This window comes from Hoeflea sp. EC-HK425 (assembly GCF_902498795.1).
Lineage (GTDB): Bacteria > Pseudomonadota > Alphaproteobacteria > Rhizobiales > Rhizobiaceae > Hoeflea > Hoeflea alexandrii.
Genome location: NZ_LR701572.1, coordinates 204,420 through 226,775, shown reverse-complemented (window position 1 = coordinate 226,775; position 22,356 = coordinate 204,420). Strand labels below are relative to the sequence as shown.

24 protein-coding genes, 1 tRNA gene and 1 pseudogene are annotated in these 22,356 nt (G+C 56.4%); 16 read left to right on the top strand and 10 right to left on the bottom strand.

Features of this window, described 5'->3' with window-relative positions; genetic code table 11:
• Positions 1-134 precede the first annotated feature (134 nt).
• Positions 135-1,262, bottom strand: a complete 1,128-nt coding sequence (locus tag SPHINGO391_RS03965) for an alanine:cation symporter family protein (protein ID WP_280177920.1) — start codon at positions 1,260-1,262, stop codon at positions 135-137.
• A gap of 100 nt (positions 1,263-1,362) precedes the next feature.
• Here SPHINGO391_RS03965 and SPHINGO391_RS25075 point away from each other — a divergent pair.
• The 4 genes and pseudogenes from SPHINGO391_RS25075 to SPHINGO391_RS03950 all read left to right on the top strand — a co-directional run.
• A partial coding sequence (locus tag SPHINGO391_RS25075) for an ATP-binding protein (RefSeq protein WP_244615365.1) occupies positions 1,363-1,458 on the top strand: 96 nt, incomplete at its 5' end.
• Between the two features lie 144 nt (positions 1,459-1,602).
• Positions 1,603-1,731: pseudogene (locus tag SPHINGO391_RS03960) on the top strand (AlpA family phage regulatory protein); the annotation flags it as partial.
• Positions 1,732-1,784: 53 nt separating this feature from the next.
• Positions 1,785-2,735: a DNA-primase RepB domain-containing protein gene (locus SPHINGO391_RS03955; RefSeq protein ID WP_152007607.1), complete on the top strand. Its 951-nt coding sequence runs from the start codon at positions 1,785-1,787 to the stop codon at positions 2,733-2,735.
• A complete protein-coding gene (locus SPHINGO391_RS03950; protein WP_152007606.1) occupies positions 2,732-3,712 on the top strand; it encodes an AAA family ATPase in 981 nt (326 codons plus the stop codon). The genes SPHINGO391_RS03955 and SPHINGO391_RS03950 overlap by 4 nt, the downstream gene beginning before the upstream one ends.
• Before the next feature lie 572 nt (positions 3,713-4,284).
• Here the strand turns inward: SPHINGO391_RS03950 and SPHINGO391_RS03945 are convergent.
• The gene (locus SPHINGO391_RS03945; RefSeq protein ID WP_152007605.1) at positions 4,285-4,539 is read right to left on the bottom strand and encodes a hypothetical protein; all 255 of its coding nucleotides are present in this window, start codon (positions 4,537-4,539) and stop codon (positions 4,285-4,287) included.
• A gap of 87 nt (positions 4,540-4,626) precedes the next feature.
• Between SPHINGO391_RS03945 and SPHINGO391_RS03940 the strand changes: the two genes are divergently transcribed.
• From SPHINGO391_RS03940 to SPHINGO391_RS03920, 5 genes are all read left to right on the top strand, one after another.
• Positions 4,627-4,947, top strand: a complete 321-nt coding sequence (locus SPHINGO391_RS03940; protein WP_152007604.1) for a helix-turn-helix transcriptional regulator — start codon at positions 4,627-4,629, stop codon at positions 4,945-4,947.
• Positions 4,948-5,020: 73 nt separating this feature from the next.
• Positions 5,021-5,221 (top strand): hypothetical protein, encoded by a 201-nt coding sequence (locus SPHINGO391_RS03935; protein WP_152007603.1) that lies wholly within the window; start codon positions 5,021-5,023, stop codon positions 5,219-5,221.
• A 544-nt stretch (positions 5,222-5,765) separates the two neighbouring features.
• The gene (locus SPHINGO391_RS03930; RefSeq protein ID WP_152007602.1) at positions 5,766-7,733 is read left to right on the top strand and encodes a toll/interleukin-1 receptor domain-containing protein; all 1,968 of its coding nucleotides are present in this window, start codon (positions 5,766-5,768) and stop codon (positions 7,731-7,733) included.
• Positions 7,723-8,781 carry a hypothetical protein gene (locus tag SPHINGO391_RS03925; RefSeq protein ID WP_152007601.1) on the top strand — a complete coding sequence of 353 codons (1,059 nt, stop codon included), beginning with the start codon at positions 7,723-7,725 and terminating at the stop codon, positions 8,779-8,781. Before SPHINGO391_RS03930 ends, SPHINGO391_RS03925 begins: the two co-directional genes overlap by 11 nt.
• Positions 8,778-8,963, top strand: a complete 186-nt coding sequence (locus SPHINGO391_RS03920) for a hypothetical protein (protein WP_152007600.1) — start codon at positions 8,778-8,780, stop codon at positions 8,961-8,963. Before SPHINGO391_RS03925 ends, SPHINGO391_RS03920 begins: the two co-directional genes overlap by 4 nt.
• Positions 8,964-9,028: 65 nt before the next feature.
• Here the strand turns inward: SPHINGO391_RS03920 and SPHINGO391_RS03915 are convergent, their stop codons facing one another.
• A complete protein-coding gene (locus SPHINGO391_RS03915) occupies positions 9,029-10,672 on the bottom strand; it encodes a serine protease (protein WP_152007599.1) in 1,644 nt (547 codons plus the stop codon).
• Between the two features lie 14 nt (positions 10,673-10,686).
• Complete coding sequence (locus tag SPHINGO391_RS03910) at positions 10,687-11,574, bottom strand: hypothetical protein (protein WP_152007598.1); 888 nt, start codon at positions 11,572-11,574, stop codon at positions 10,687-10,689.
• Positions 11,575-11,831: 257 nt separating this feature from the next.
• On the opposite strand from SPHINGO391_RS03910, the gene SPHINGO391_RS03905 reads away from it, so the two are divergent.
• Positions 11,832-12,452, top strand: coding sequence for a TIR domain-containing protein (locus tag SPHINGO391_RS03905; RefSeq protein ID WP_152007597.1), 621 nt, complete (start codon positions 11,832-11,834; stop codon positions 12,450-12,452).
• Between the two features lie 198 nt (positions 12,453-12,650).
• Here the strand turns inward: SPHINGO391_RS03905 and SPHINGO391_RS03900 are convergent.
• Positions 12,651-12,727, bottom strand: a tRNA-Met gene (locus SPHINGO391_RS03900).
• A gap of 354 nt (positions 12,728-13,081) precedes the next feature.
• Between SPHINGO391_RS03900 and SPHINGO391_RS03895 the strand changes: the two genes are divergently transcribed.
• A complete protein-coding gene (locus SPHINGO391_RS03895) occupies positions 13,082-14,047 on the top strand; it encodes a Gfo/Idh/MocA family oxidoreductase (protein WP_152007596.1) in 966 nt (321 codons plus the stop codon).
• Positions 14,048-14,135: 88 nt separating this feature from the next.
• On the opposite strand, the gene mnmA is transcribed toward SPHINGO391_RS03895, so the two are convergent.
• Positions 14,136-15,329, bottom strand: a complete 1,194-nt coding sequence (gene mnmA, locus SPHINGO391_RS03890; RefSeq protein ID WP_152007595.1) for a tRNA 2-thiouridine(34) synthase MnmA — start codon at positions 15,327-15,329, stop codon at positions 14,136-14,138.
• A 249-nt stretch (positions 15,330-15,578) separates the two neighbouring features.
• Between mnmA and SPHINGO391_RS03885 the strand changes: the two genes are divergently transcribed.
• Complete coding sequence (locus tag SPHINGO391_RS03885; RefSeq protein ID WP_097105782.1) at positions 15,579-15,854, top strand: DUF1153 domain-containing protein; 276 nt, start codon at positions 15,579-15,581, stop codon at positions 15,852-15,854.
• Between the two features lie 205 nt (positions 15,855-16,059).
• On the opposite strand, the gene SPHINGO391_RS03880 is transcribed toward SPHINGO391_RS03885, so the two are convergent.
• On the bottom strand, positions 16,060-16,518 hold the full coding sequence (locus SPHINGO391_RS03880) for a paraquat-inducible protein A (RefSeq protein WP_152007594.1): 459 nt from the start codon (positions 16,516-16,518) through the stop codon (positions 16,060-16,062).
• A gap of 138 nt (positions 16,519-16,656) precedes the next feature.
• Between SPHINGO391_RS03880 and SPHINGO391_RS03875 the strand changes: the two genes are divergently transcribed.
• Positions 16,657-16,935 (top strand): GNAT family N-acetyltransferase, encoded by a 279-nt coding sequence (locus SPHINGO391_RS03875; RefSeq protein ID WP_152007593.1) that lies wholly within the window; start codon positions 16,657-16,659, stop codon positions 16,933-16,935.
• Between the two features lie 187 nt (positions 16,936-17,122).
• Here the strand turns inward: SPHINGO391_RS03875 and SPHINGO391_RS03870 are convergent, their stop codons facing one another.
• Positions 17,123-17,479: a flagellar export protein FliJ gene (locus SPHINGO391_RS03870; RefSeq protein WP_152007592.1), complete on the bottom strand. Its 357-nt coding sequence runs from the start codon at positions 17,477-17,479 to the stop codon at positions 17,123-17,125.
• Between the two features lie 437 nt (positions 17,480-17,916).
• On the opposite strand from SPHINGO391_RS03870, the gene ctrA reads away from it, so the two are divergent.
• Complete coding sequence (ctrA, locus tag SPHINGO391_RS03865; protein ID WP_097105788.1) at positions 17,917-18,618, top strand: cell cycle two-component system response regulator CtrA; 702 nt, start codon at positions 17,917-17,919, stop codon at positions 18,616-18,618.
• 140 nt (positions 18,619-18,758) lie between these two features.
• On the opposite strand, the gene SPHINGO391_RS03860 is transcribed toward ctrA, so the two are convergent.
• On the bottom strand, positions 18,759-19,121 hold the full coding sequence (locus tag SPHINGO391_RS03860) for a response regulator (protein WP_193217177.1): 363 nt from the start codon (positions 19,119-19,121) through the stop codon (positions 18,759-18,761).
• Positions 19,122-19,259: 138 nt separating this feature from the next.
• Positions 19,260-19,910, bottom strand: a complete 651-nt coding sequence (locus SPHINGO391_RS03855; RefSeq protein WP_152007591.1) for a histidine phosphotransferase family protein — start codon at positions 19,908-19,910, stop codon at positions 19,260-19,262.
• A 238-nt stretch (positions 19,911-20,148) separates the two neighbouring features.
• On the opposite strand from SPHINGO391_RS03855, the gene SPHINGO391_RS03850 reads away from it, so the two are divergent.
• Positions 20,149-20,736 carry an EipA family protein gene (locus tag SPHINGO391_RS03850; RefSeq protein ID WP_152007590.1) on the top strand — a complete coding sequence of 196 codons (588 nt, stop codon included), beginning with the start codon at positions 20,149-20,151 and terminating at the stop codon, positions 20,734-20,736.
• A 194-nt stretch (positions 20,737-20,930) separates the two neighbouring features.
• On the top strand, positions 20,931-22,295 hold the full coding sequence (locus SPHINGO391_RS03845) for a hypothetical protein (protein WP_152007589.1): 1,365 nt from the start codon (positions 20,931-20,933) through the stop codon (positions 22,293-22,295).
• Positions 22,296-22,356 lie beyond the last annotated feature (61 nt).

The following is a 22,356-nucleotide window of genomic DNA, read 5'->3' as shown; positions in this document are numbered from 1 at the left end:
GCTCCAAGTTAAACTCCTGTAACAAAACGCCGTGAACCATCCGCCGAAGACAAAACGGCGCCAGCGCTGCTGCGCTGACGCCGCGAGATGAAAGGGATGCGTCTCCGCACCCCTCGCTGTGGCAATCATGCCATCTAGTGCTTGAACTTCTTGATCTCGCCTGCGCTCAGCCGTGAGGCATAGGAACGCAGTTCCTTTTTCACCAGGCCCATCAGGAAGTAGAGGCAGAAGATGTTGACCACGGCCATGGCAAAGATCGCCGCATCGGAGAAGTCGATGACCGGCCCAAGGCTGGCTGCAGCCCCGATGACAATGAACACGCAGAAGATGATCTTGAAGGTCAGCTCCGAGTTCTTGCCTTCCCCGAACAGGTAGGTCCAGCTCTTCAGCCCGTAATAGGACCAGGAGATCATCGTCGAGAAGGCAAAAAGCACCACGGCGATGGCCAGCACGTAGGGGAACCAGCTGATGGCCGAACCGAAAGCCGCCGAGGTCAGGGCCACGCCGCTCACATCCCCCACGGTGGCGATTGCGGATCCGGCTTCGTTGAGCTGGTAGAGCCCGGTCGCCGGATCGACGATCAGCTGCTGCGAGATGGTGATGACCAGCGCGGTCATCGTGCAGATCACCACCGTATCGATGAGCGGTTCGAGCAAGGACACGAAGCCTTCGGTGATCGGCTCCTTGGTTCTGACCGCCGAGTGGGCGATCGCCGCGGAGCCGACACCGGCCTCGTTGGAGAACGCCGCCCGCTTGAAGCCCTGGATAAGCGCGCCGACGAAACCACCCGCCACACCCAGTCCCGTAAACGCGCCGGCAAAGATCTGGCCGAACGCCCAGCCGATCTTGTCATAGTTCACCAGCAGGATGATCAGTGCCGCGCCGACATAGAGAATGCCCATGAACGGCACGATCTTCTCGGTCACATTTGCAATCGACTTGATGCCGCCGACAATCACCGCGAACACAACCGCCGCAAACACCAGCCCGGTTATCCAGCCCGGATAGTCGCCGACAATGCCCGAAATCTGCGCATGCGCCTGGTTGGCCTGGAACATGTTGCCGCCACCGAACGCACCGAGAATGCAGAAGATCGAAAACAGCACCGCGAGGATCTTGCCGCCGGGAAGACCCAACTCGCTGAAACCCTTGGAGATATAGTACATCGGACCGCCCGAAACCGTGCCGTCCTCGTACTCGTTGCGATACTTGACCCCGAGCGTGCACTCGGTGATGAGAGCGGCGGTGCAAAAGTCGGCCATGGTAGCGGCGGAATAGTCCGGCCGCGGGCGGAGTAAAATCCGGCCACCTATTTTCCTTCTGCGACGAATGCAGGAGGGCTTGGGGATCTACACCGTGGANGCACTGCTGGATCGTATTACCCACCACGTCAGCATCCTCGAGATGAACGGCGACAGCTATCGTCTCGCCCAAAGCCGAGCCCGAAAGGCCGGCTGAAACCCTCCGGAAATCGCCGCGCGCGCATGAGACCCCCACTCGGGCTACGCCCTCGCGGCAGCCTCATGCGCGCACAAAGAGTGGCCGATTTTTGCGCCGCCGCCTGGCCGGGTTTTACTCCGCCGTTGACACAGGTGGGAGCACGCAGGCCGCTTTCCGCGCCGTATTCGTATGGCAGGAACCAGCGTCGCCTGGCTCAAATCCGAGATCGAAGCGTGGATCAGTGAGCGTGCTGTCGAGCGCGCCCATCACCACTACGCCGATCCCTACTAATCGAGGGGCCTAAGCGCCCCTCACACTTCCAAGATTTTGAAGAGGATACGAACATGCGTAAACGCGTGAACGATAACGCACGCCCTCGCAAAGGGCACCCCTACGCCTTCAAGGACTACGATGACGATGGCAATATCCATCAGAGCATGGTGGGCTTTCTGGAAAACATCTGGAAAGGAGCACGCAGCGATAGCTGCTTCTTTCTCGCAACCACTAATCCCGAAGGTTATAAATGGCGCGACTATGTCGTCCATGGCGACAACATCACGGTCGGCTTGAACAGATTCTTCCGTCAATATTCGCGTTGGGATCACAATCTCTATTTCTGCCCCAATCCATTCTCTAAGGATCGCAGAAAGAAGGAATTCGCGCGGCCCACACGGCTTGGCTGGTGCGATATGGACGATAGCGATCCCTACGCCTACCGGCCTGAGGCGAGCTTGGTCTGGGAGACATCGCCCAAGCGCTATCAAGGAATATGGCTATGGGACGGCTGGCATAACGTCGAAGAAGCTGAAGGTTACTCACGCTCTCTTGCTAATCGGCATGGTGGCGACGATGGCTGGACGATCACCAAGATGGTGCGTGTGCCCGGCTCGGTAAACCACAAACCCCAATATGAGGAGCCGTTCGTTCAGTTAGTTCATCGCAACTGGAACAGGCTCGCGGGTCGCCCACCTTTGCCTGAAATTGCTAACGCAATGGAGGCCGGCAAGTTCGTCAACCCTGATGTGCATGACGCCAAGCAGGTGCTCGACAAATACAAGAGCAAGCTGCACGCAAAACCGCGGTCATTGATCAGGCACACACGCGTGATGGAGAAGGATCGCTCATCCTGCATCCATCTTGTGATAGCGAGCCTGCACGAAGCCGGTGCGTCACCTGACGAGATCGCCAGCATCATGTGGAATAGTCCCTACTTCACCGAGAAGCACGGCTACCACATTGATCGGCTCGATGGCGAAATCTCGCGCATCACATCAAAGCTGGAGGTCTCGAAATGACCAGAAAGATCTCCACAAAACGGCGCAATACTCGATCCCCAAAGAAGAAGCCGGTGCGATCTCTGGCATCCACAGGGTTGCAGACTTTCACGGCGAATGACCTGCAAACGATGGACTTTCCTCCCCTCAACTTTTTCGTCGAGGGGTTGATCCCCGAGGGTTTAACATTGCTGGCTGGCAAGCCAAAAATGGGCAAGTCATGGATGGCGCTGGATTTGGCAATGTCGATTGCGAGCGGCACCAAAGCGCTGGGGGAGCGAACGACAAAGAAAGGTACCACACTCTACTGCGCACTTGAAGACAACCAAAGGCGCTTGCAACGACGTATACGCCATAACTATGGAAACCAAGACGCATGGCCGTCAAACTTTCATATGGCAACCCAATTGAACAAGTTTGATCAGGGTGGACTTGAGCAGCTTGAAGAGTGGATTGACGAACATCGTCCCAGCTTGGTCATCATTGACACATTGGTTTGCATCAAGCCCAAATCGGACAAAGGAAACGGGTACGACGCTGACTATGGAGCGCTCGCGCCCCTGCAAGAACTCGCAGGCGAGTATGGCATCGCCATCGTCGTCATTCATCATCTACGCAAACTGAGGGGTGATGACCCATTGGACATGGTGTCGGGAACCACAGGATTAACTGGGGCCGCTGACAGCATTCTTGTTCTTGATCGTAAAAGCCACGGCACGACCCTTTATGGTCGTGGTCGGGAAATGGAAGACATAGACATCGCCATGCAGCTCGAAGATGGACTTTGGCAAATCTTGGGTGACAGCGACGCCGTGAAAATCTCGAGTGAGCGTAAAGCGATTATTGAGGTGTTGGAAAACGCCGAGAAACCGATGGGGCCTAAAGCCATTGCAGAAGCGTTGGATCAGCCCGAAGACAATGTGCGTCAACTACTGACAAGCATGGCAAGGGATGGCGAAGTCAAAAAGGAGGGGCGCGGAAAATACATCACGCCATAATTTGAGCATGTGCGATCACTTCGATCACTAAATCACTTTGGCGACTTGATGTGATGATGTGATCGAAGTGATCGGCAACGAGCGCATTAGCAAAAATCGGCTAGCAGTCCAAAACCTTGGCAGTCTAAATGCCTGCTTGTCCGCGCTCGGGGAGGTCGCGAATAAAAAAACGCCCTCCCCCATCCCCCTTGTGGCCGAATGTTTTGCAGTCCGCCGATTGGAGCCGGTCATGGGCATAGAGACCGACACGCTGACATATGATCAGCCTATCGGACACACGCCCAGCGCCAAATACACAATCCAATCAACAGCTCCATTTCTCCCTTCACCTGTGGCTGCTCTTGCTGGGTGACAGGTGGGCATCATTTCTGGATTTTGGAATGCGTATTGGTGTCGTTCTGCCCGCGAATGCGACGACAACACGCCGAGGCGCACAATTGAGCCAGGACGCGCGTTTCAGTCGTCGCCGGTAGTGACCCTCGGTAAATCACGCCACCGGCGCCACTGGCTCATTGCAACGCCGCCGCGTACGCGATTGTCTGCGTAGAGTGCCGGTTAGTTACAGGTGGTCCTCAGCGTTCCGTTTTCTCAGCTTGATCTAGCGTAAGCCTCGGCTGACGGTCCGTTTGCTCTATGTGCCCGTCAACGGGCGTGAGGGCGATGAAGTCCGCATCCGCTCTGTCCGCCGATCTCCGGCGATGGCGTGTCAGCAGGTGAATGATGCCAAGCACGAATACGGTTGGCGTAAGGATGATCACCGTCTTGATGTAGTCGGACGACGACTGAAACGTGTCGAGCAAATCGGCGAGAAAATTGTAGTCATCCATGGCAGAACCTTGAACCACGATTTGTCGGTAGTAAGCACGCCAGATTGTACATAGACGTGTGGTTATTGTCAGGAACATTTTGTTCGCATGGACTCATTTGCGAATAACCTGCGAACACGCGCCGAGCAACTCGGCATATCGAACGCTGAAGCTGCGCGGCGCGCCAACCTCAGCGAACGCCGATATGGGAATTATGTCAGCGGTCGCCGCGAACCCGATCTTGCGACGCTGGTGCGTATTGCTCAGGTGTTGGAAACCACACCCAACATGCTGCTGGGCTTTGATACAGCACCAAGCGCGGACACCTTGCGCTCAAAAATCAATTCAGCTGTATCGGCGTTGGAGGAAAGCGACAAAGAAGTCGTTGCAGCATGCGCCGAGGCCATCGTGAAATTGCGCTCTCGTTGATCCAGGATTTTCCCTGACAACCTCTTTGTGGTCGTCTTATTGGATAGATCGTCCAACCACAAAGGAGACGATCATGTCCGACATCATCACCCTCAAGCAGCTCTGTGCTGAACTGAAGATTGACCCACGCGAAGCCCGCGAACGCCTGCGTGCTGCGGCTCGGGATGCGAAGAAGCACCCCGAATTGGCGAAGCTGCATAAGCCCAGAGCACCTTGGAGCTGGATCAAAGGTTCGGCCGGGGAGAAAGAGGCGAGGACAATTCTAAAGCCATGAAATCCTGGCTATCACACTGATCCAAAATTGCCTTCAGAAATGCGTTGCTGGCAAACCTTACTTTCCACGCATTTTTTGCCGCGCATTTTGCCTTAAGCAGCAACCTCTCAATTAGCATTTATCGCATCGCTGGTCCCTGCAATGCACAAGACAATCACTCGTCCGGCCCGCGCCTGACAGGCAGCGGTTCGCAAGTGTCGCAGCGCAGCTCTGATATACCGGACTTAAACCGAGACTGTTGCAGTTTATCGGGTTGTATTTCTGAGATCGTAACAATAATATAGGTATCTAGAAAAGTCGATTTAACCCTCGATTTTATTGAACGAAAATGGAATAGCATCAAATAAAAACGACTACTGAGCCCACGATCCTGAAGTTGTATGTTACATTGTCGAACGCACACATCCAACTCATCAGGCAGAATTAATGGCGACGTTACAGTAATGTATAATTTTGAGCGCCCATTCAATAAATATTGATCACTATGTTTGTATATTCAGCCAATTTGAAGAATCTCTCCATCGATTAAGAGAGTATTAAATCAATGAAATACTGGGGCTTCATCTCATACAGTCATGCCGACAATCACGCCAAAAATCGGAATTGGGCATCGTGGATACATAAGGAAATTGAACGGTACGAAATCCCAACCGATTTGGTTGGAAGCAAGAACAAGTACGATGAAATAATTCCCAAGAAAATTTATCCCATCTTTCTCGACAATTCTGAATTGTCCACAGATATCAGCCTCGATCAATCGATCCGATCAGCCCTTGATGCTTCACGAAACATGATTGTTTTGTGTTCCCCACATGCAACGAAGAGTCGTCACGTCGTCGCGGAGATTGACTATTTCATTTCGTTGGATCGAAAAGAGAGAATCGTTCCAGTTGTCCTTGCCGGTCACCCTGAACGGCAAACATGTTTTCCGTCACCGTTGTTGGACGGCCCGAATGACGAGCCGTTGGCAGCAGATTTCAGGACCACCGACGGTTCGCAAGGCTTTACCTCGCTTGCAGCATACCGAGAAAGCCTCGCGCAAGACAAAGCAGTCCCAGCGTCGGAAATCACGCGGGCTGCTGAGGAATACGAGCAAAGGTCCGAACAAGCCAAGCTAAGGATCATCTCGGCCATTCTTGGCGTTTCCTTCGAACAATTAGCCCAAAGGGATAGGAATTATCGGATCCAGGTCGAAAGGCGAAAAGCCCGTGTGTTGCGCAGATGGGTCAGCTTAGTGTCCGTACTAGGTATTGTTGCGATTGCGGCTGCAGGTATCGCCAACGACAGACGCATCGAGGCAAACCACGCCCGGTCCGATGCCGAGGATCTTGTCGAGTTCCTGCAAAACGACGCGCATAGCGAACTGTCAAAGCTGGGACGCCTCGACATTATGGAGTTGCTCAACCGCAGGGTTTTCAAATATCTCGACAATAACGACGCTACTCTTTCGGGATTTCAGCAGCGAGTAAAGGCTACGGCTGAATATCAATTGGGTATGGATGCTCTGGCGCTAGGCAAGGCCGAAGTCGCTCAGGAGCACCTGCGGCTTGCAATTTCTGCCTCTCAACACGCCGCGGAATTGGATCAGCGCGTCGATTGGCTGGATATCGCCGCGATAGCAAACTGGCGTTCGGCATCGATCGACTACCAATACGGTCGCTTGGACAGCGCCATCACGAAGCTAAACGCTGCTAGCAAATATGCGGATCGGGTTCTGGCTCTTGACCCAGACAATACTCGTGCGCTGGAAGCATGGTACGGGCACGCTTACGAATTTGCCGCCATCAAGTCAGATCAAGGCGACCAGGAAGCGGCGTTGGTGGATCTTCGGGAGTTGATCGCCTGGTTCGAAAACCGTCGCATGGAAAACGACCGAGCAACAGAGCCTGACCATGTAAACCTCTATGTAAAAGTCAGCAGAGTATCCGACATTGCCGGTTTGCGGCAGGAAGCATTCGAGGCCGCAGTAAGCGCCGTGCAACTAGCTGCACAACTGGGTGTTGGAGACGCCGCAGATGCAGTCAAAGCCGAAGCAAATATGCAATTGGCGCGTATGCATGAATTAAGCAACAACACGTCTGCTGCCAGTAAGCAGCTAAATCGAGCGTTTTCCACAGTGACTCTCCGCCTAAAACGAGCGCCAGACTCGATGCAAGCATTAATCCAGGCAATTGAAGTGAAGCGACTTCTTGCGACTATCCAGCAAAAGGACGGTGCCATTCGCCAAGCGTTGCAGACCCTGGCTCAAAGATCGGAATACGCTCGCCGTTTGCACCAATTGGATAGCCTCGCGCCATATGGTATTCTAATTTTGGTTGAGTGTTTAACCTTCGAAGCATCCCTTTTGGATGCAGAGAACCAGATGGAAGAGGCCACGCGCTTACGCCGAGAAGCTTATGCAATGCTGCAGTACGCCATCAACGCCGACATTTCGGATCCTGCCGAAGTTTCGTGGCAAGCCAAAATCGACGCTTTGACGAAACTTCTGGAAGGGTCTTCAAATGGTTTCTAATAGTAGCGTATTGAAATCCACCGCCTTTTGCATTCTCGTTTCTTGCGGGTTGACGTTTGGGTTACCAGCTGTCGCTCAGTCAGGAAATGTTCCCAACATCGAAGATATTGAAATGCGGCCCGTTCTCAAAGGGAAGAAAAATGACTTTCCATGGTTCAATGAAAGGTTCGGACTCTCCTGGTTTGAGCTAGAATCTGCATACTCAGAGCAGGAGATAGATGCCTTCCTAGCGCGTTGGCGGTCGACCTTTCCAGACGACCCAGAGGCATGGATCAGTTCGGCCAATTGGAATTGGCGGAAATCGCAAGTCGAAATGATGTTCCAAGCCAATCCTCAAGGGGGCTTTTTTGTCACCGAGGAAACGATAGACGACGAGACATTCGGCATAAGAAGAGCTGATGGCGGGGAAGGCGATCAGTCAAGTTTCGTCACAGGAGGAATCTCCACCGATAAGAACCGGTACGCTCATGCTTTGGCCCTCTACGTTGAAGGCCTAAAAAAATTTCCGAATCGTGTCGACCTGCACGAGATCATCGCAAATTTTCATATCCATTTCGGCAATTATGCTGAGTTGATCAACCATCTAGAACTTATGCCATCCAAATTGCGAAACACTGAAATTCCGTTGGAACAAGCGAACTATCAGCCCGTACAGCGAAACAAGGACGAGATCATTGCCGGGATCTTTCACAGGGTTATCATTGAGCTGATGGAAATCGGGGAAGCGAAGAGCATAGAAACGTTTTTGGAAACGGCGCAACTGATGACTCGAGCAGTACCAAAGAATCCGGTCGCGTGGACGAACCTCGTCAATGCCCAGTACTTCATGGGCAATAAGCGCGGCGCATATAGTGCAGCGCAGCGCGCTCACGCGCTCGCACCCGAAGACGAGATCATCGTCTGGAATCTTGCTACACTTAGTCTCGACTTGGGTTTACGAGCCGAAGCGATCGAGCACAACAATTGGCTCATAAACAACGCGAGCGATCCAAATCTTTTGGAGCGTGCGCAGGCGGAACTTGAATTGATGAGTGTTGGATCGAAATGAACCAAAATGAAACTGCTGAGCTATCCGATATGTTCATCTTGCAGGGCATTCCTGCGCATATTCGTTCCGACAACAGCCAGGAATCCATGACCAAGGCTCATGGGGGACTCGATGGTGCCAGTCGGTTTCAAGACAGCTTACATCATGCCGGGCAGCCCGTGGTGGATGAATGGCTTTGCTGACCATCACAACACACACCATATTTGCTCTACTTATTTAACACTTATCACATTGGCGGGCGGCATTCTTATTTGTTGTTATCCTTTTCGATGGCCCGTCGAATAGACTCAATCCAAATACCTTCATTGGCTGCATAGGTGCCCAATTTCCCATTGAGCTGACGCATCTCATTCGAACCAGAATGATGCAATCCAATCGCCTTCCAGTTTCCATTGAATACCGGACTACCTGAACTCCCTCGCTCGGTTGGGGTACGATAATGAACCATTCCCGGCCCAGCATTTGAATCATCGCCATAGACAACCAAATCGTAATCGAGCAGTTCATTATCCTCGAACGAAAAACTGATCTCATTCCCGCCCGGATGCCCAATAATGTAGACCCGGTTTTTCTTGTCCTCGCCTAACTCAGGCAATGCTTTGGTGAAGCCGATTTGTTTCATTTCCCCAGGCAGAGGCTTGCTCAGCTTTAGAATGGCGGCATCGTGTTGATTGCTTGGTGATTGCCAAACAACATTTTCTACATCCACACCAGTCGTTCTAAGGTCATCTTCTTGAGCCAATTCAAAGCGAACTTTCGCGTCGGATGGACCAATTGCTCCTGGTTCCGGCGGTTCACTAACTACATGGGCATTAGTCAGCACATAAAGCTCATCACCCCAATCTTTATTAAAGTCGCTGCCCTTAATCAGGAATCCCGTACCGATCCCCCGCCCACCGGTCGATATTAGTGCAACAGATTTAGCGGCATTGATGCCCATTTGCAGCCAACCATACGTTTTTGCACCAATGTCACCGAGAACCTTTTCAAATTCGACTTGCGGAACTGACGACATTAATTGAAGCGCTGCATTTGAAACGGTCAGGTTGCCACCGGGCAAACTCAGCAGTTGTGCGCTCAGGGGTGCCAGAATATTTTGGCCTTCGGGCGTTCGATCGAGCCCATACATTGTAGCCAGTTGCCGCACAGTTCCCGCAAGAGCGAACGAATCGATGTCAGCCCGCGCAACGTACATCTGAAACCAAACTGCAGCGTCATCCAACCTACCGTCTGCAACCAGAGCCTCCCCCGCTGTGGCTATGTCCCAAGTGGGTCTGGTGTCCTCTGGAGTTGCTTTTATTGCTGAGAAGATTGAACTGGCTGATTCAAGCGCTGAGCGCCTTTCACTATCCTCAAGGGCAAATCCCCTGTCCCAATAGGCAACAGCCACACGATTGATGCCTTGATAGTAGGCATCAGGATGTTCACGGTACACTCCCGCGTAGCTTTCATAGCTCTGAACGATCGCTTCGCGAGCTTCGACATCACGAGTGCCGCGAGCAGCTACAGCGATGTCCTTCCAGGCCCGTCCGAGAACACCGCGTGCATCCAACTGCTCCTTTTCCTCAATGTCTGCCCTAGCAGTTAACTTTTCCAAAACGCCAATAGCCGCAGTAGGAGCGCCAGCTTCGATTAGTGCTTGGGCATACTGTCGGTAAACCTGCGCATCGTGACAACCATCCAAAATGATGCCTTGTGCGGCGCGAAGCAAATGTGAAAAGCGGCGATGACGCCTTAGACAGGCAAGAGCTTTTCTCGCTGGAGATGCTTCAATTGATCCTGGTTGCCGCGCCAGTTCGGATACAAAGCGGTCGATAGCCCTGTCTAAAACTTTAATGTCATCAAGTGCCGAGGCGCTGCAAAGATCATCAATGAGGGAACCAAGTGGCATTTTCCATGCCCCCGTTACTCAAGCAAAGCCTGAATTGCGCCACACACATGCTCGCCCCGCATATACCCCCCGATATCATGCGGAGTTCGTCCATTGTTTCGCTGCTTAGTATCCTCGATGACTGGGACACCATGGTTCCGGTAATCGCTTGCAAGGTAGGGATCTAGGCGAGAAACAACATCAAACGGATCAAAGAAATTCATCCAGTTCCCTTTTAGTCTGTCCGAAGGGAACCCATCGTCTCGAGTCCATTCTGGATGAAGCCTGTCTTGCACCTCGTCGATACCCAGCGGACTGCCGAGCGTGATAAAGTGATCCACCGATGGGCAATTGGGAACGCGTTTTAGACAGTCATAAGCGATAACAGTCCCCATGCTGTGCGAGACAACAATATGCGGTCCGCTCTTTTGCTTTCCTACTTCAAGCGCTTTCACAAAACGCTTTCGGATTTCAGCCTGAACCCTGTACGTTACACCGGAACGCGGAGAAAATTCTTCATTAAAGAGATAGTGATGGACGTCCCTTAGGAAGGCTTCCATAAAGGTCTTCTTGATTGGCCATGGCAGCGGAATACGCTCTAACTCGTGGGCCATGGTGCCATTAACCGCATCAAATCCTTCGTCGCCTAAAGTCAGATTTCCGTCTTCTTCTACTCCCAAACGCTGCCTGAAGGCAGCAAGCCAAGCCCGCTCCTCAGCAGTCGTTGCTCGCGATGCTGGTATCCGGAATTCACCTTCAGGAGCGAACTCAAGCGCTTGTTCCTCAGGAGCTGCAGACTCGTGCATTGTGATGGGATCTGGCGTTTCATAGAGAACGTCAGCCCAATAAACCATATCGCAGCTTACACCGGCGGCATCTAGATCAAACGGACTAGAAGCACTCGCGAGCGCCGACTTCCACATACGTAAGAGCTCTTCCTTCGGAGGCTTGTTCAAGATTCCATGTATGAACGTCACGTGCGGCACAACTAACTCCACTTATTAGGCAAACATCAACTATTGCGCGAACATGTGAAAATGTCTATCCATTTTCGAATGCGTTTGAGCATCCTAGGTGCATGACTGCATGGAGTAGTTTGCACCGAAGATTGGACCAGCAGATATTAATGCTGGCTTCCGACCAATGCCAAATTGCAATTCGAATATTGGGAACATACCGCATGACCAAAGCCTTTGTAAGCTTTCACCACGGGAATGATCGGCCCTACAAGGAACATATCTGTTGGCTAGCGAGCGAGTATGGTGCGTTCGAAGACCTATCTGTGGAAGTTGGAGACATCAATGAAAACCTTCCAAATCAGACAATTCGGCAAATAATCCGAGATGAATATCTGCGTGACAGCGAGGTCACCATTCTACTTTGCGGAACTGAAACGAGGTACCGGAAACACATTGACTGGGAACTTAAGTCCAGCATGATTGACGGCAGGATAAACCGGCGATCCGGCATTCTGGTCATAGATTTGCCAACAACTTCGACAACAAGTTGGCATGCAGGACTTCCCGGAGAAAAGGAAGCTATCTACCCTGAATACAAAGGCGGCTGGACTTCACTGGAAACGAAATCTGACTACCAAACTCGATACCCCTATTTATCCGAACGAATTATCGACAATTTGATGAACCCAAATGTGCAAATGTCAGTCGTCCCGTGGAGCAAAATTGAAAACAACCCTAGTGCATTACGCTTTCTCGTAGACACATCAGCTGCGGTTGCAGCAAGCAATAAATATGACCTAAGCTTACCAATGCGGATGCGTGATCATAATCCCTTTGCATGAGAAGCCTCGAATTTAGCATAACCCCAAACCGCTTCGACCTACCGCCGATTAAAGTGAATCCGAATGGACTAACAAATTACCCCACGCCATCGCATTCAAGCGCACGCGTTTGTCACCCAGAATGACACCCCGGGCGCTCCACGCGCCAGAATGCCCACCGGGCGCGAGACCTAACCAACTGCAATTTTTAGGAAAACTTGGTAGCGGGAGAGGGACTCGAACCCCCGACACGCGGATTATGATTCCGCTGCTCTAACCAGCTGAGCTACCCCGCCGCCAGCGGCCGATTGTTATCGGGCCGGACGGGCGGCATATAAGGTGCGGCCTGCTCCGGTGTCAAGCGCCGTTCGGGCTTTTCTTGCCTTCTCGCTGATCTCACCGCAGGCAGGGCCAGCCGCGGCTAGTTTAATGCGGATTTGCCGTTGGCCTTGCAGGGCTGAACCGGCGCCTCAGGACACCGTGCCGTGCCGCTGCGGGGCGGACGCTTGTCCGCTCTGCCCCACATTGCCGAAGCTCGCCCACCTCGCCCCCTTGCCTCGTCTTGCCCCACCTCGTCTTGCCTTGTTTCGCCATCGGGTCTAATCCCCTCAGCCAAGGACCTCGAGAAAGAAAACAGGAAACGCCCTGCCATGCAAAGCGCCCCCGCCCCCAGGATCGCCGTCGTCGGATGTGGTTACTGGGGCACCAACCATGCCCGTACCTTTGCCGAACTCGGCGCGCTTGATGCCGTCTGCGACCGTCATCCCGACCGGGCCGGCCAGCTTGCCGGCGTCCATTCGGTCAGGGCCATGACCATCGAGGAGGTTCTCGCCGATCCCGAGATCGACGGCGTGGTGCTGGCCTTGCCGCCGCAATATCATGCCGACCAGGCCATTGCAGTGCTGGAAGCCGGCAAGCATGTGCTTGTGGAAAAACCCATCGCGCTGTCGGTCGCCGATGCACGGCGTGTCGTTGATGCGGCTTCGAAGTCCGGCCTGGTGGCCATGACCGGCCACGTGCTGCGCTTCCATCCCGCTTTCGAGGCGCTTGAGGCGATGATCCGGGCCGGAGAGCTCGGCGCCGTGCGCTACATCCATTCCCACCGGGTAGGCCTGGGCAAGTTTCACGCCGAGAACGACGCGCTTTGGGACATCGCCCCGCATGATCTGTCGCTGATCCTGGCGCTGACCGGGGAAAAACCGATCAGTGTGCGCGGCGTCGGCTCGGCCATGCTCAACCGGCTGTCGGATTTCGCCCATCTGCACCTGCAGTTCGCCAGCGGCGTGCGCAGCCACGTCTTTGCCTCCCGGCTCAATCCCTACCGCGAACGCCGTCTCACCGTCATCGGTTCCAAGGCCATGGCGGTGTTCGACGATGTGGCGCCTTGGAACCAGAAGCTCGCAGTCTATCGCCACAAGCTGTGGGAGGACGACAATGGCTGGCAGTCGGAAATGGTCGATCCCGACTATGTCGATCTTCCCGACGGAATGCCGCTGACGCGCGAATGCGCCCATTTCCTCGACTGCATCCGCACTGGGGAGGAGCCCCGCACGCCGGTCGCCGACGGTCTGGCGGTCATCGAGATCCTGTCGGAAGGCACAGTGCGCCACGACTGAGGCTTGCAGCGGCGGCAACACCCCCCGCAGGAAAATGGCAGCAGGCGATTTTCCTGGGTTCGCTGCGACCAGCCTCAGGCGCCAACCCTCAGGCGGCGGGCTGCAACAGGCTCGACAGCATTGCCTCGGCCGCCGCTGAGCGCTCCGAGTGATCGATGAATCCGCCGCCGAACACCCGCGCCTCGTCACCCGGGCCCGAATAGAGCACGCAGGCCTGCCCCGGGGCCACGCCGGCCTCGCCTTCAACCAGCTCGACCGAAACCTCTCCAGTCTCGCCAAGCCGGACAATCGCCGGCCGCGGCGGGCGCGTCGAGCGCACCTTGGCAAAGCAGGAGAGCCCCTCGGGGCCGGTCTCGGCAAGCGGCATGTCGCCAAGCCAGTTCACATCGCGCAGGATCAGCCGGCGCGTATCGAGCGCTTCACGCGGGCCGACGATCACCCGCCGCGAACGGGCATCGAGATGCACCACGTAAAGCGGATCGCCGGTGGCCACGCCCAGGCCCTTGCGCTGGCCGATCGTGTAATGAACGATGCCGGGATGCTCGCCGAGCACCCGCCCGTCGATATGGACGATGTCGCCGGCCAGCGCTGCATTCGGCTTCAGCTTGGTGATCACATTGGCATATTTGCCCTGCGGTACGAAACAGATGTCCTGGCTGTCGGCCTTGTCGGCGACGATCAGCCCCATTTCCTCGGCCAGTTCCCGGGTCCTGATTTTTGGAAGTTCGCCGAGCGGAAAGCGGACATAATCGAGCTGCTCCTGGGTCGTGGCGAACAGGAAATAGCTCTGGTCGCGGTCAGAATCGACCGGCCGGTACAGCGCCCGCCGGCCGGGATTCTCCGGCGACGGGTTGGCGCGCGAGCGGATATAGTGACCGGTCGCCAGCGCGTCCGCTCCCAGATCCCGCGCGGTGGCCAGCAGATCGGCGAACTTGACCGTCTGGTTGCAGGCAACGCAGGGGATCGGCGTTTCGCCAGCCACATAGCTTTCGGCAAACGGGTTGATCACCGCTTCCTGGAAACGTTTTTCGTAGTCGAGAACGTAGTGCGGAATGCCGAGCGTTTCGCAGACGCGCCTGGCATCATCAATGTCCTGGCCGGCGCAGCAGGCGCCGGCACGGTGCACCGCCGCACCATGGTCATAGAGCTGCAGCGTCACGCCAAGCACATCATAGCCCTCGCGGGCCAGAAGCCCCGCGACGACCGAGCTGTCAACGCCGCCGGACATGGCGACCACCACCCGCGTATCGCGCGGGTCCTTATCAAAATCGAGACTGTTCACTGTCTTCCCCGGCATTCAACAGCGTTCAAGGCGCTGATCAAGCGGTTGCAAAAACGTCCCTGGGGACCTTCCCATTATAGTGTCTGCAGCCGCGCTCAACAAGGTGCCTGCCCAACCGCGCGCAATTCGGCCGGACCGCGCAGACCGCCTGTGCCAAAACTTACCAAAACCTTGCCGGCCCCTTAGCCAATTTTTAAATCCCCGCCTGTAGTCTCTGCTCGATAGGTCTTGAGTGTGTAAGAGAGTCCAATGACCGAAATGGTTCGACCACGTGTCAAATATGTCATCGGCCCCGATGGGAGTCCGCTGACAATCGCCGATCTGCCTCCTGCCAACACCCGCCGATGGGTGATCCGCAGAAAGGCCGAGGTAGTGGCTGCAGTTCGCGGCGGCCTTCTCAGTCTCGAGGAGGCCTGCGAGCGCTATACCCTGACAGTTGAGGAGTTCCTCTCCTGGCAGTCATCGATCAGCGATCATGGCCTCGCCGGCCTGCGCACGACGCGCATCCAGCAATACCGGCATTGACCAGGCCCGGCCACGGCCGGGCAGCCTGACCGGCAACGCGTGAGCGCAACAGCATATCCCCTGCCCCAGGCGCGGCCCGACAGGGCTGCGACAGGCACCGCTTGTGCTCGACCGCGGCGCCGGCCGGGCGCTCCACCTCAAAATCTGCCCCCCATCGACAACACCGTTGATGATCGCTCTTGCGCGGCGCCGGACAGCCACCATGTCAGGCCCTGTCCGGCCCACCTGCCCGACCGGCCAGGCTGTGGGCGATGGCCGCCAGCAATGCCGATCCGCCATAAAACCACAGTCCCGGCTGCGAAAACGCCTCGGCTAGTCCGCCGGTCTTGGCTGCCACGATCACCAGCGCCACCAGCACCACGTCCATCAGCGACCAGCGGCTCAGATGCGGCAGCAACCGCATGGCAAGGCCTGAGCCGCGCGCAAGCCCGACGGCCTCGGCGGAAATCGCCACCAGCTTGACCACCGGAAACACCACCGAAACCAGCCCGACCACCACCGCCAGGACCGGGTCATCGCCGGTCCACAGCGTCGCGATGACGCCGAGCAGCGATGGCGACTGGTTGAAGAAGTACAGCGTCTCGAACCGCATCAGCGGAAGCACGATCCCCAGTCCGAAACACAGCGGTGCAAGCACCAGCGTCAGGGCAAGCAGCAGTCGCATGCACTCGTTCTCCTGTTCAACCCCGGTCCCGCCGGATCCCGAATTTGGTTCCCTGGCGGGCTGCCATGCATTAGCCTGTGCCGACCGTACCGGTCCTGCTTAAAGGACTGCGGCCGGGATTGGCAATCAGGAGCGCACATGCAGATCACCGAGGAAAATGGCCCCACCGGCGGGCGCTACATTGCCAGGCTGGAAGGGACAGAGGCGGAAATGACCTTTTCGCGCGCCTCGCCCACGCTCATCATCATCGATCACACCGGCGTACCTGACGCGTTGCGCGGCAAGGGCGTCGGCCAGGCCCTGGCGCTTCACGCCGTCGAGGCGGCACGCGCCGGCGGCTGGAAGATCATCCCGCTCTGCCCGTTCTTCAAGGCCCAGGCCCAACGCAACCCGGACTGGCGGGATGTGATTTCATGAACCGGCATAAGCTTGCCGGCTGAAACAGGTCAGCACATCGACAGGATGAGCGGGCTCGAACGCGCATCTTGCACCTAGCCCTGCAGAGCGGCCGCAGCCACCCCCAACACAAACGAAAGGCGCGGGCAAGCACCCGCGCCAGGCCTGACGGCCATTCTCGATAAAACCGGCCGTGACAGCCGGAGGATCAGACCGCGCGGTTCGAACGGTGCCCGGCGTCGCGCACTTCCAGTGCGGCTGCCTTGTCGTATTCGGCCTGCGCTTCCTCGAGCGCCAGTTCGGCCGCATCAAGCTGCACCTTCAATTCCTTGATGGAAGTCTGCAGATTGTCGGACCGCTGGCGCGCGGCTTTTGCAAATGTTGGATAGGCGAAATGGGAAGGATCGGTAATGCCCGCCTTCTTTTCCTCGGCGGTGATCTGGTACTCCAGCTCGGCTGCCATTTTTTCCATTTCAGCCATCATCAGCTGGATCTGCCCAAGCTGACGGGTTTTCTCGTTGACCTGAAATTGCTTCAGGCGAACATGGCTCTCACGCGACTTCATACGCAATACTCCCGTGATGCGAGATCCCGGTTAATGAAACTCGTTACACTGGCCACATGCCAGTCCCGATGTGCAAATAATGACCACGACGTTAACTTTTTGCCCGTCGCGGTAACCATTCGTTTACGGGCATCGTTAATACTAACTCTCATGGTTTAAGGCGGGGTAAACGGAAAGCATGATTTTTTCACCCGCCATTCCGGAGTCCTTTGAATCACTTGGAGCCATTTCTTGATGTGTTGAATCAAGAAATTCTGAGAGTTTTTTTGGAATGAAATCAGGAGTCTGCCAGTGATAATTAACATTGTGATAGTGGTTGCCTAACCTGATCAGAATTTGTTAACCATTCCATGGCAGCCTCCAAATCAGGCAACGACTGGATCCGTATCGCGTAAGTGGATCTCAAAAACCTTGCGGCGGCGGAAAAGGGGATAAATATGCGGGTTCTACTGATCGAGGATGACAGCGCCACAGCTCAGAGCATCGAGTTGATGCTGAAGTCTGAAAGCTTCAACGTGTACACCACGGATCTGGGCGAAGAGGGCGTCGATCTCGGCAAACTTTACGACTACGACATCATTCTGCTCGACCTCAATCTTCCGGACATGTCCGGATACGAAGTCCTGCGGACCTTGCGGCTTTCCAAGGTCAAGACACCGATCCTGATCCTCTCCGGCATGGCCGGCATCGAGGACAAGGTTCGCGGTCTCGGGTTTGGCGCCGATGACTACATGACCAAGCCGTTCCACAAGGACGAATTGGTGGCACGCATCCATGCGATCGTGCGCCGTTCCAAGGGACACGCCCAGTCGGTCATCACCACCGGCGACCTGGTGGTCAACCTCGATGCCAAGACCGTCGAGGTGGGATCGCAGCGTGTGCACCTGACCGGCAAGGAATACCAGATGCTGGAGCTGCTTTCGCTCCGCAAGGGCACGACCCTGACCAAGGAAATGTTCCTCAACCACCTTTATGGCGGCATGGACGAGCCGGAGCTGAAGATCATCGACGTCTTCATCTGCAAGCTGCGCAAGAAGCTTGCGACATCCGCCGGCGGCAAGAACTACATCGAAACCGTATGGGGCCGGGGCTACGTTCTCCGCGAACCCGACGAGAACGAGATCCTCGAAAGCGCCTGATCTTCCCTCCCCTTAACGGGATTGGGCCTTGAAACAAAAAACCCGCCGGACCGGCGGGTTTTTTGCTGTCTGCCGAACTGGTCGACAGCTCGGGAATACGAACGGTTCTTCTTGCTCTCTTTGCGAATTCTGTGGATCGGTCAGGCAGCCGCCGCGTAGGGCGCAAAAGCTTCCGTCAGGCTGCGCCGGTCGAATGGCTTGAGCAGGAAATCATCGGCTCCGGCTCGCTTGCCCGCCATCATCTGCTTGAATTCCTTTTCGATCATCAGATAGAAAATGCGCACATCCTTGCCGCCTTCCATCTGACGAACCGACGAGATCAGGTCCAGCGCACCGGTCATGCCTGCATCGACGCAGAGGATATCGGGAAGCTGCGCATCACACATGATCATCGCCTCTCCGGCGTTCGACGCTTCGATCACGAGATAATCAAGCCCGGTCAGGATGCGCTTGGCAACCTTGCAAATCACGGCGGAATCATCGGCGATCATAAAGCGGCGCATGGCACGTCTCCTCTGGCGTCTTTGGGACGCACCGATTTGCCGGTGCGTCCTCATTACCCAGGAGACTAGCCGAAACCAGCGAAGATTTCGTAATCAGACAGGCTTAACGGAGCGTTGCCGCCCGTTCGGCTGCCTGTGTCAGCCCGCGGCCTTCGGCTCGGCGGTGAACACCACCTCGTCCGCATTGGCCGAGCAGGACAGGGTCAGCCCTGCCTCGTCTGCGAGCAGCACCGTGTAATAGGGCTGGATCGAATGGGCATCGATCGCCTCTTCGATGTTGCCTGAATAGATCTCGAGAAACTTTGGCGGCACCCGCACCATCTTGCCCCTGCTGACCAGCCGGAAACGCGGCTCGGTCTCCGGCGTCTCGATCGTGACGTGGATCTGGCCGCCGCGCGGAATCGCGCCGTAAGCGACGAGAAACAGGTTGAGCAGCAGCTTGACCTGGTTCTTCGGAATGATCGCCCGCGGACCGCTCCAGCTGACTTCGGTCTTCTTGTCGGCCGACACATAGTCGATCACCGCCTTCTCGGCCTCTCCGGTATCGATCGATGCTCCGACGGAGCCCGAAGCGCCAAAGGCAAGCCGGGCAAACTTGAGCCGCACCGAGGCGTTGAGCGCGCTGGTACGGATCAGGTCCATGGCATCGGCGTCCGCACCCCCCTCGTCGAGCAGCTCCAGCCCGTTGTTGATCGCGCCGACTGGCGAGATGATGTCGTGGCAGACACGGCTGCAAAGCAGCGCAGCTAGGTCAGGACCTGCCAGGGTCAGGTTGTGATTTTTCGACATCAAGAATCTCCTCTTTGTGCCCCGCGCGTCGAATCGGCTGGGCAGCAAAATCGCACCGGGTGCAGTTGTTCGCAAGCGCTTGAGGCAAGAAGCCGGTTATTGGCCGCTTGCCGCAAGGCGCCTGAACGATCTCGCCCTAAAGACACCACATTTGGTAAACTGCTTATTAAGATCGCCGCGCCACAATGTGCTCAATCTTTCCTGCGGTATATACCGGCCAATCAACGGAGTGGACCTCATGATCGCGTCCCGCCTTTGCCTTCGCGCATTCGCCACTTTTTTCCTCGCAGCCCTGGTCATCGCCGGAACGGTGTCCGGCACCCGGGCCCAGTCGGCAAATTCCTCGCAGTACGACATGCAGGAGATCATCGACGCCGGCCATGGCTTCTTCGGCTCCACCTCCGGAGGCCTCGCCAAGCTTGTCGAGAAGGTGTTCCAGTCCTACGGCCTGCCGAACGGCTATGTGCTTGGCCAGGAAGCCTCCGGCGCCCTGATCGGCGGATTGACCTATGGCGAAGGCCAGCTTTACACCAAGAACGCCGGACAGCACGACGTGTTCTGGCAGGGGCCTTCGCTCGGCTGGGACTATGGTGGCGAGGGCAACCGCACCATGATGCTGGTCTACAACCTGCCCAGCGTGGAAGGCGTCTATGGCCGTTTCGGCGGCGTTTCGGGCTCGGCCTATGCGGTTGCCGGCCTCGGCATGACCGTCCTCAAGCGCGGCGGCATTCTCGTGGTTCCGATCAGAACCGGCGTCGGCGCAAGGCTCGGCATCAATATTGGCTACCTGAAGATGACACCGACACCGACCTGGAATCCGTTCTAGACAGGTTGAACCGGAAACTGGACTCAAGCGGCTGGAGACGGCCGCTTTTTCTTGAAATGATCTTCCATACACTGCGCCAGCCATGAGCTCATTCTGCGCTTGACGCTTGCCGATCGGGCGCCGCCATGCTTAATGCTTTTGCAAGTTTTGGCCGGAGGCGTCTTGAGCCCGGCATGTGACTGTGTGGATACGGTGTGATCGAGTTTGTCCTGTTATTTGCGCTGGGTTTTCTGGCTGCCGCTCTCGTTGCGCTGATCGTCGCGCCGATCATCCACCGGCGCGTGGTCAGCCTGACCGAGCGCCGCATTCGCGCCAGCGTGCCACTGTCGGTGGCCGAGATCCGCGCCGAAAAGGACATGGCGAGAGCCGCCTATGCTGCCGAAAATGCCCGCCTTTCCGTCGATCTCAAGCACAATCGCGACCAACTCACCGAAAGTGTCGCGCGCGGGACCCGGCTGAGCAACGAGCTGGTTGCCATCCGGGCCGAGAAACTCGACGCGGTGAAAACAATTGAGGAGCAGGAATCCAGCATCCGCGACCTCAATGCCCAGATGCATGATCGCGACGCGAAGATCACCACCCTGACCGGAAATTTTTCCGACGCCGCGCGGCTCGCCGAGGCCCGCAAGCACGAAATCGCCATGCGCGACGATCAGATCAACCGCCTTGGCTCCGAAATCGAGGAACTCCGCATCGATCTGGTCACACTCGACACGGAAGCGGAAAATTTCAAATCCCAGATCCGCGAACTCCGAACCGAGCGCAACCAGTTGCGCGAAGCCCTCAAGGACGCCGAGGCAACCAGCCGCGATCTTGAAAACCGGCTGAAGAGCAATGACGAGCGGCTGACGCAGAACGACGAAAAGCTCGCCAAGACCATCACCGCGCTGACCGATCGCGAGAATGCGCTCGAGCGGCGGATTGCCGAAGTCGACCGGTTCAAGAAGAAGAACCGCGAATTGTCCGACGAGTTGCGGGCCACCAAATCGGCGCTGAAGGAAGCCAACAGCCAGGCCAAGAAGGCAGCCGCTGGAACCAGAAGCCAGCCGGTGACGCCGGCAAGCCCCAGCGCTGAGGCCGCAGGCAGCGAGGAGGCGGCCGCAAGCGAACCAGCCGAGGAAACCGCAGCTTCGGCACATGAACCCGCAACCGTTACCGCCGCGGCCCGGCCGAGCGCCGAGATCCACGAGATCGTCCGCGAAAAGCCTGACGGAACCGCCAGGCCAGCGGCAGCGCAGGCTGCGGCGAAACCATCTGCCCCCCCCGCCGCCGAGCAGGCCGACACCCTCAGCGACGATGAAAAGGTCGATCGCCTTCGCGCCCGCCAGGCAGCCCTGATCGAGCGACTGCTGAAGGCCGACAAGGGCGACAACGACGCCGCTTTACGCCGCGAAATCGCGATGGTTGCGGCCATGATGGTGGAACTGACCGCAAGCAGGGATGGCGGCGCATCGCCGATCCACAACATCCTCAAGGGCAGCGAAGACGCTTCGCAAACCCAAGGCGACGACCCGAGCCTCGCCGCCCGCTCAAGGGAACTGCTGTTCGGAAACCGCTAGAACTGCGACGTTGACCGGACCTGGTCCGCGGCAACATCCCAGCCAGCACTGCAGCCTGACA

Coding starts and splice junctions, on each gene's coding strand:
- SPHINGO391_RS03965 (WP_280177920.1), bottom strand. CDS start 1,262: ATGGCCGACTTTTGCACCGCCGCTCTCATCACCGAGTGCACGCTCGGG.
- SPHINGO391_RS03955 (WP_152007607.1), top strand. CDS start 1,785: ATGCGTAAACGCGTGAACGATAACGCACGCCCTCGCAAAGGGCACCCC.
- SPHINGO391_RS03950 (WP_152007606.1), top strand. CDS start 2,732: ATGACCAGAAAGATCTCCACAAAACGGCGCAATACTCGATCCCCAAAG.
- SPHINGO391_RS03945 (WP_152007605.1), bottom strand. CDS start 4,539: ATGGATGACTACAATTTTCTCGCCGATTTGCTCGACACGTTTCAGTCG.
- SPHINGO391_RS03940 (WP_152007604.1), top strand. CDS start 4,627: ATGGACTCATTTGCGAATAACCTGCGAACACGCGCCGAGCAACTCGGC.
- SPHINGO391_RS03935 (WP_152007603.1), top strand. CDS start 5,021: ATGTCCGACATCATCACCCTCAAGCAGCTCTGTGCTGAACTGAAGATT.
- SPHINGO391_RS03930 (WP_152007602.1), top strand. CDS start 5,766: ATGAAATACTGGGGCTTCATCTCATACAGTCATGCCGACAATCACGCC.
- SPHINGO391_RS03925 (WP_152007601.1), top strand. CDS start 7,723: ATGGTTTCTAATAGTAGCGTATTGAAATCCACCGCCTTTTGCATTCTC.
- SPHINGO391_RS03920 (WP_152007600.1), top strand. CDS start 8,778: ATGAACCAAAATGAAACTGCTGAGCTATCCGATATGTTCATCTTGCAG.
- SPHINGO391_RS03915 (WP_152007599.1), bottom strand. CDS start 10,672: ATGCCACTTGGTTCCCTCATTGATGATCTTTGCAGCGCCTCGGCACTT.
- SPHINGO391_RS03910 (WP_152007598.1), bottom strand. CDS start 11,574: ATGTGGAAGTCGGCGCTCGCGAGTGCTTCTAGTCCGTTTGATCTAGAT.
- SPHINGO391_RS03905 (WP_152007597.1), top strand. CDS start 11,832: ATGACCAAAGCCTTTGTAAGCTTTCACCACGGGAATGATCGGCCCTAC.
- SPHINGO391_RS03895 (WP_152007596.1), top strand. CDS start 13,082: ATGCAAAGCGCCCCCGCCCCCAGGATCGCCGTCGTCGGATGTGGTTAC.
- SPHINGO391_RS03885 (WP_097105782.1), top strand. CDS start 15,579: ATGACCGAAATGGTTCGACCACGTGTCAAATATGTCATCGGCCCCGAT.
- SPHINGO391_RS03880 (WP_152007594.1), bottom strand. CDS start 16,518: ATGCGACTGCTGCTTGCCCTGACGCTGGTGCTTGCACCGCTGTGTTTC.
- SPHINGO391_RS03875 (WP_152007593.1), top strand. CDS start 16,657: ATGCAGATCACCGAGGAAAATGGCCCCACCGGCGGGCGCTACATTGCC.
- SPHINGO391_RS03870 (WP_152007592.1), bottom strand. CDS start 17,479: ATGAAGTCGCGTGAGAGCCATGTTCGCCTGAAGCAATTTCAGGTCAAC.
- ctrA (WP_097105788.1), top strand. CDS start 17,917: ATGCGGGTTCTACTGATCGAGGATGACAGCGCCACAGCTCAGAGCATC.
- SPHINGO391_RS03860 (WP_193217177.1), bottom strand. CDS start 19,121: ATGCGCCGCTTTATGATCGCCGATGATTCCGCCGTGATTTGCAAGGTT.
- SPHINGO391_RS03855 (WP_152007591.1), bottom strand. CDS start 19,910: ATGTCGAAAAATCACAACCTGACCCTGGCAGGTCCTGACCTAGCTGCG.
- SPHINGO391_RS03850 (WP_152007590.1), top strand. CDS start 20,149: ATGATCGCGTCCCGCCTTTGCCTTCGCGCATTCGCCACTTTTTTCCTC.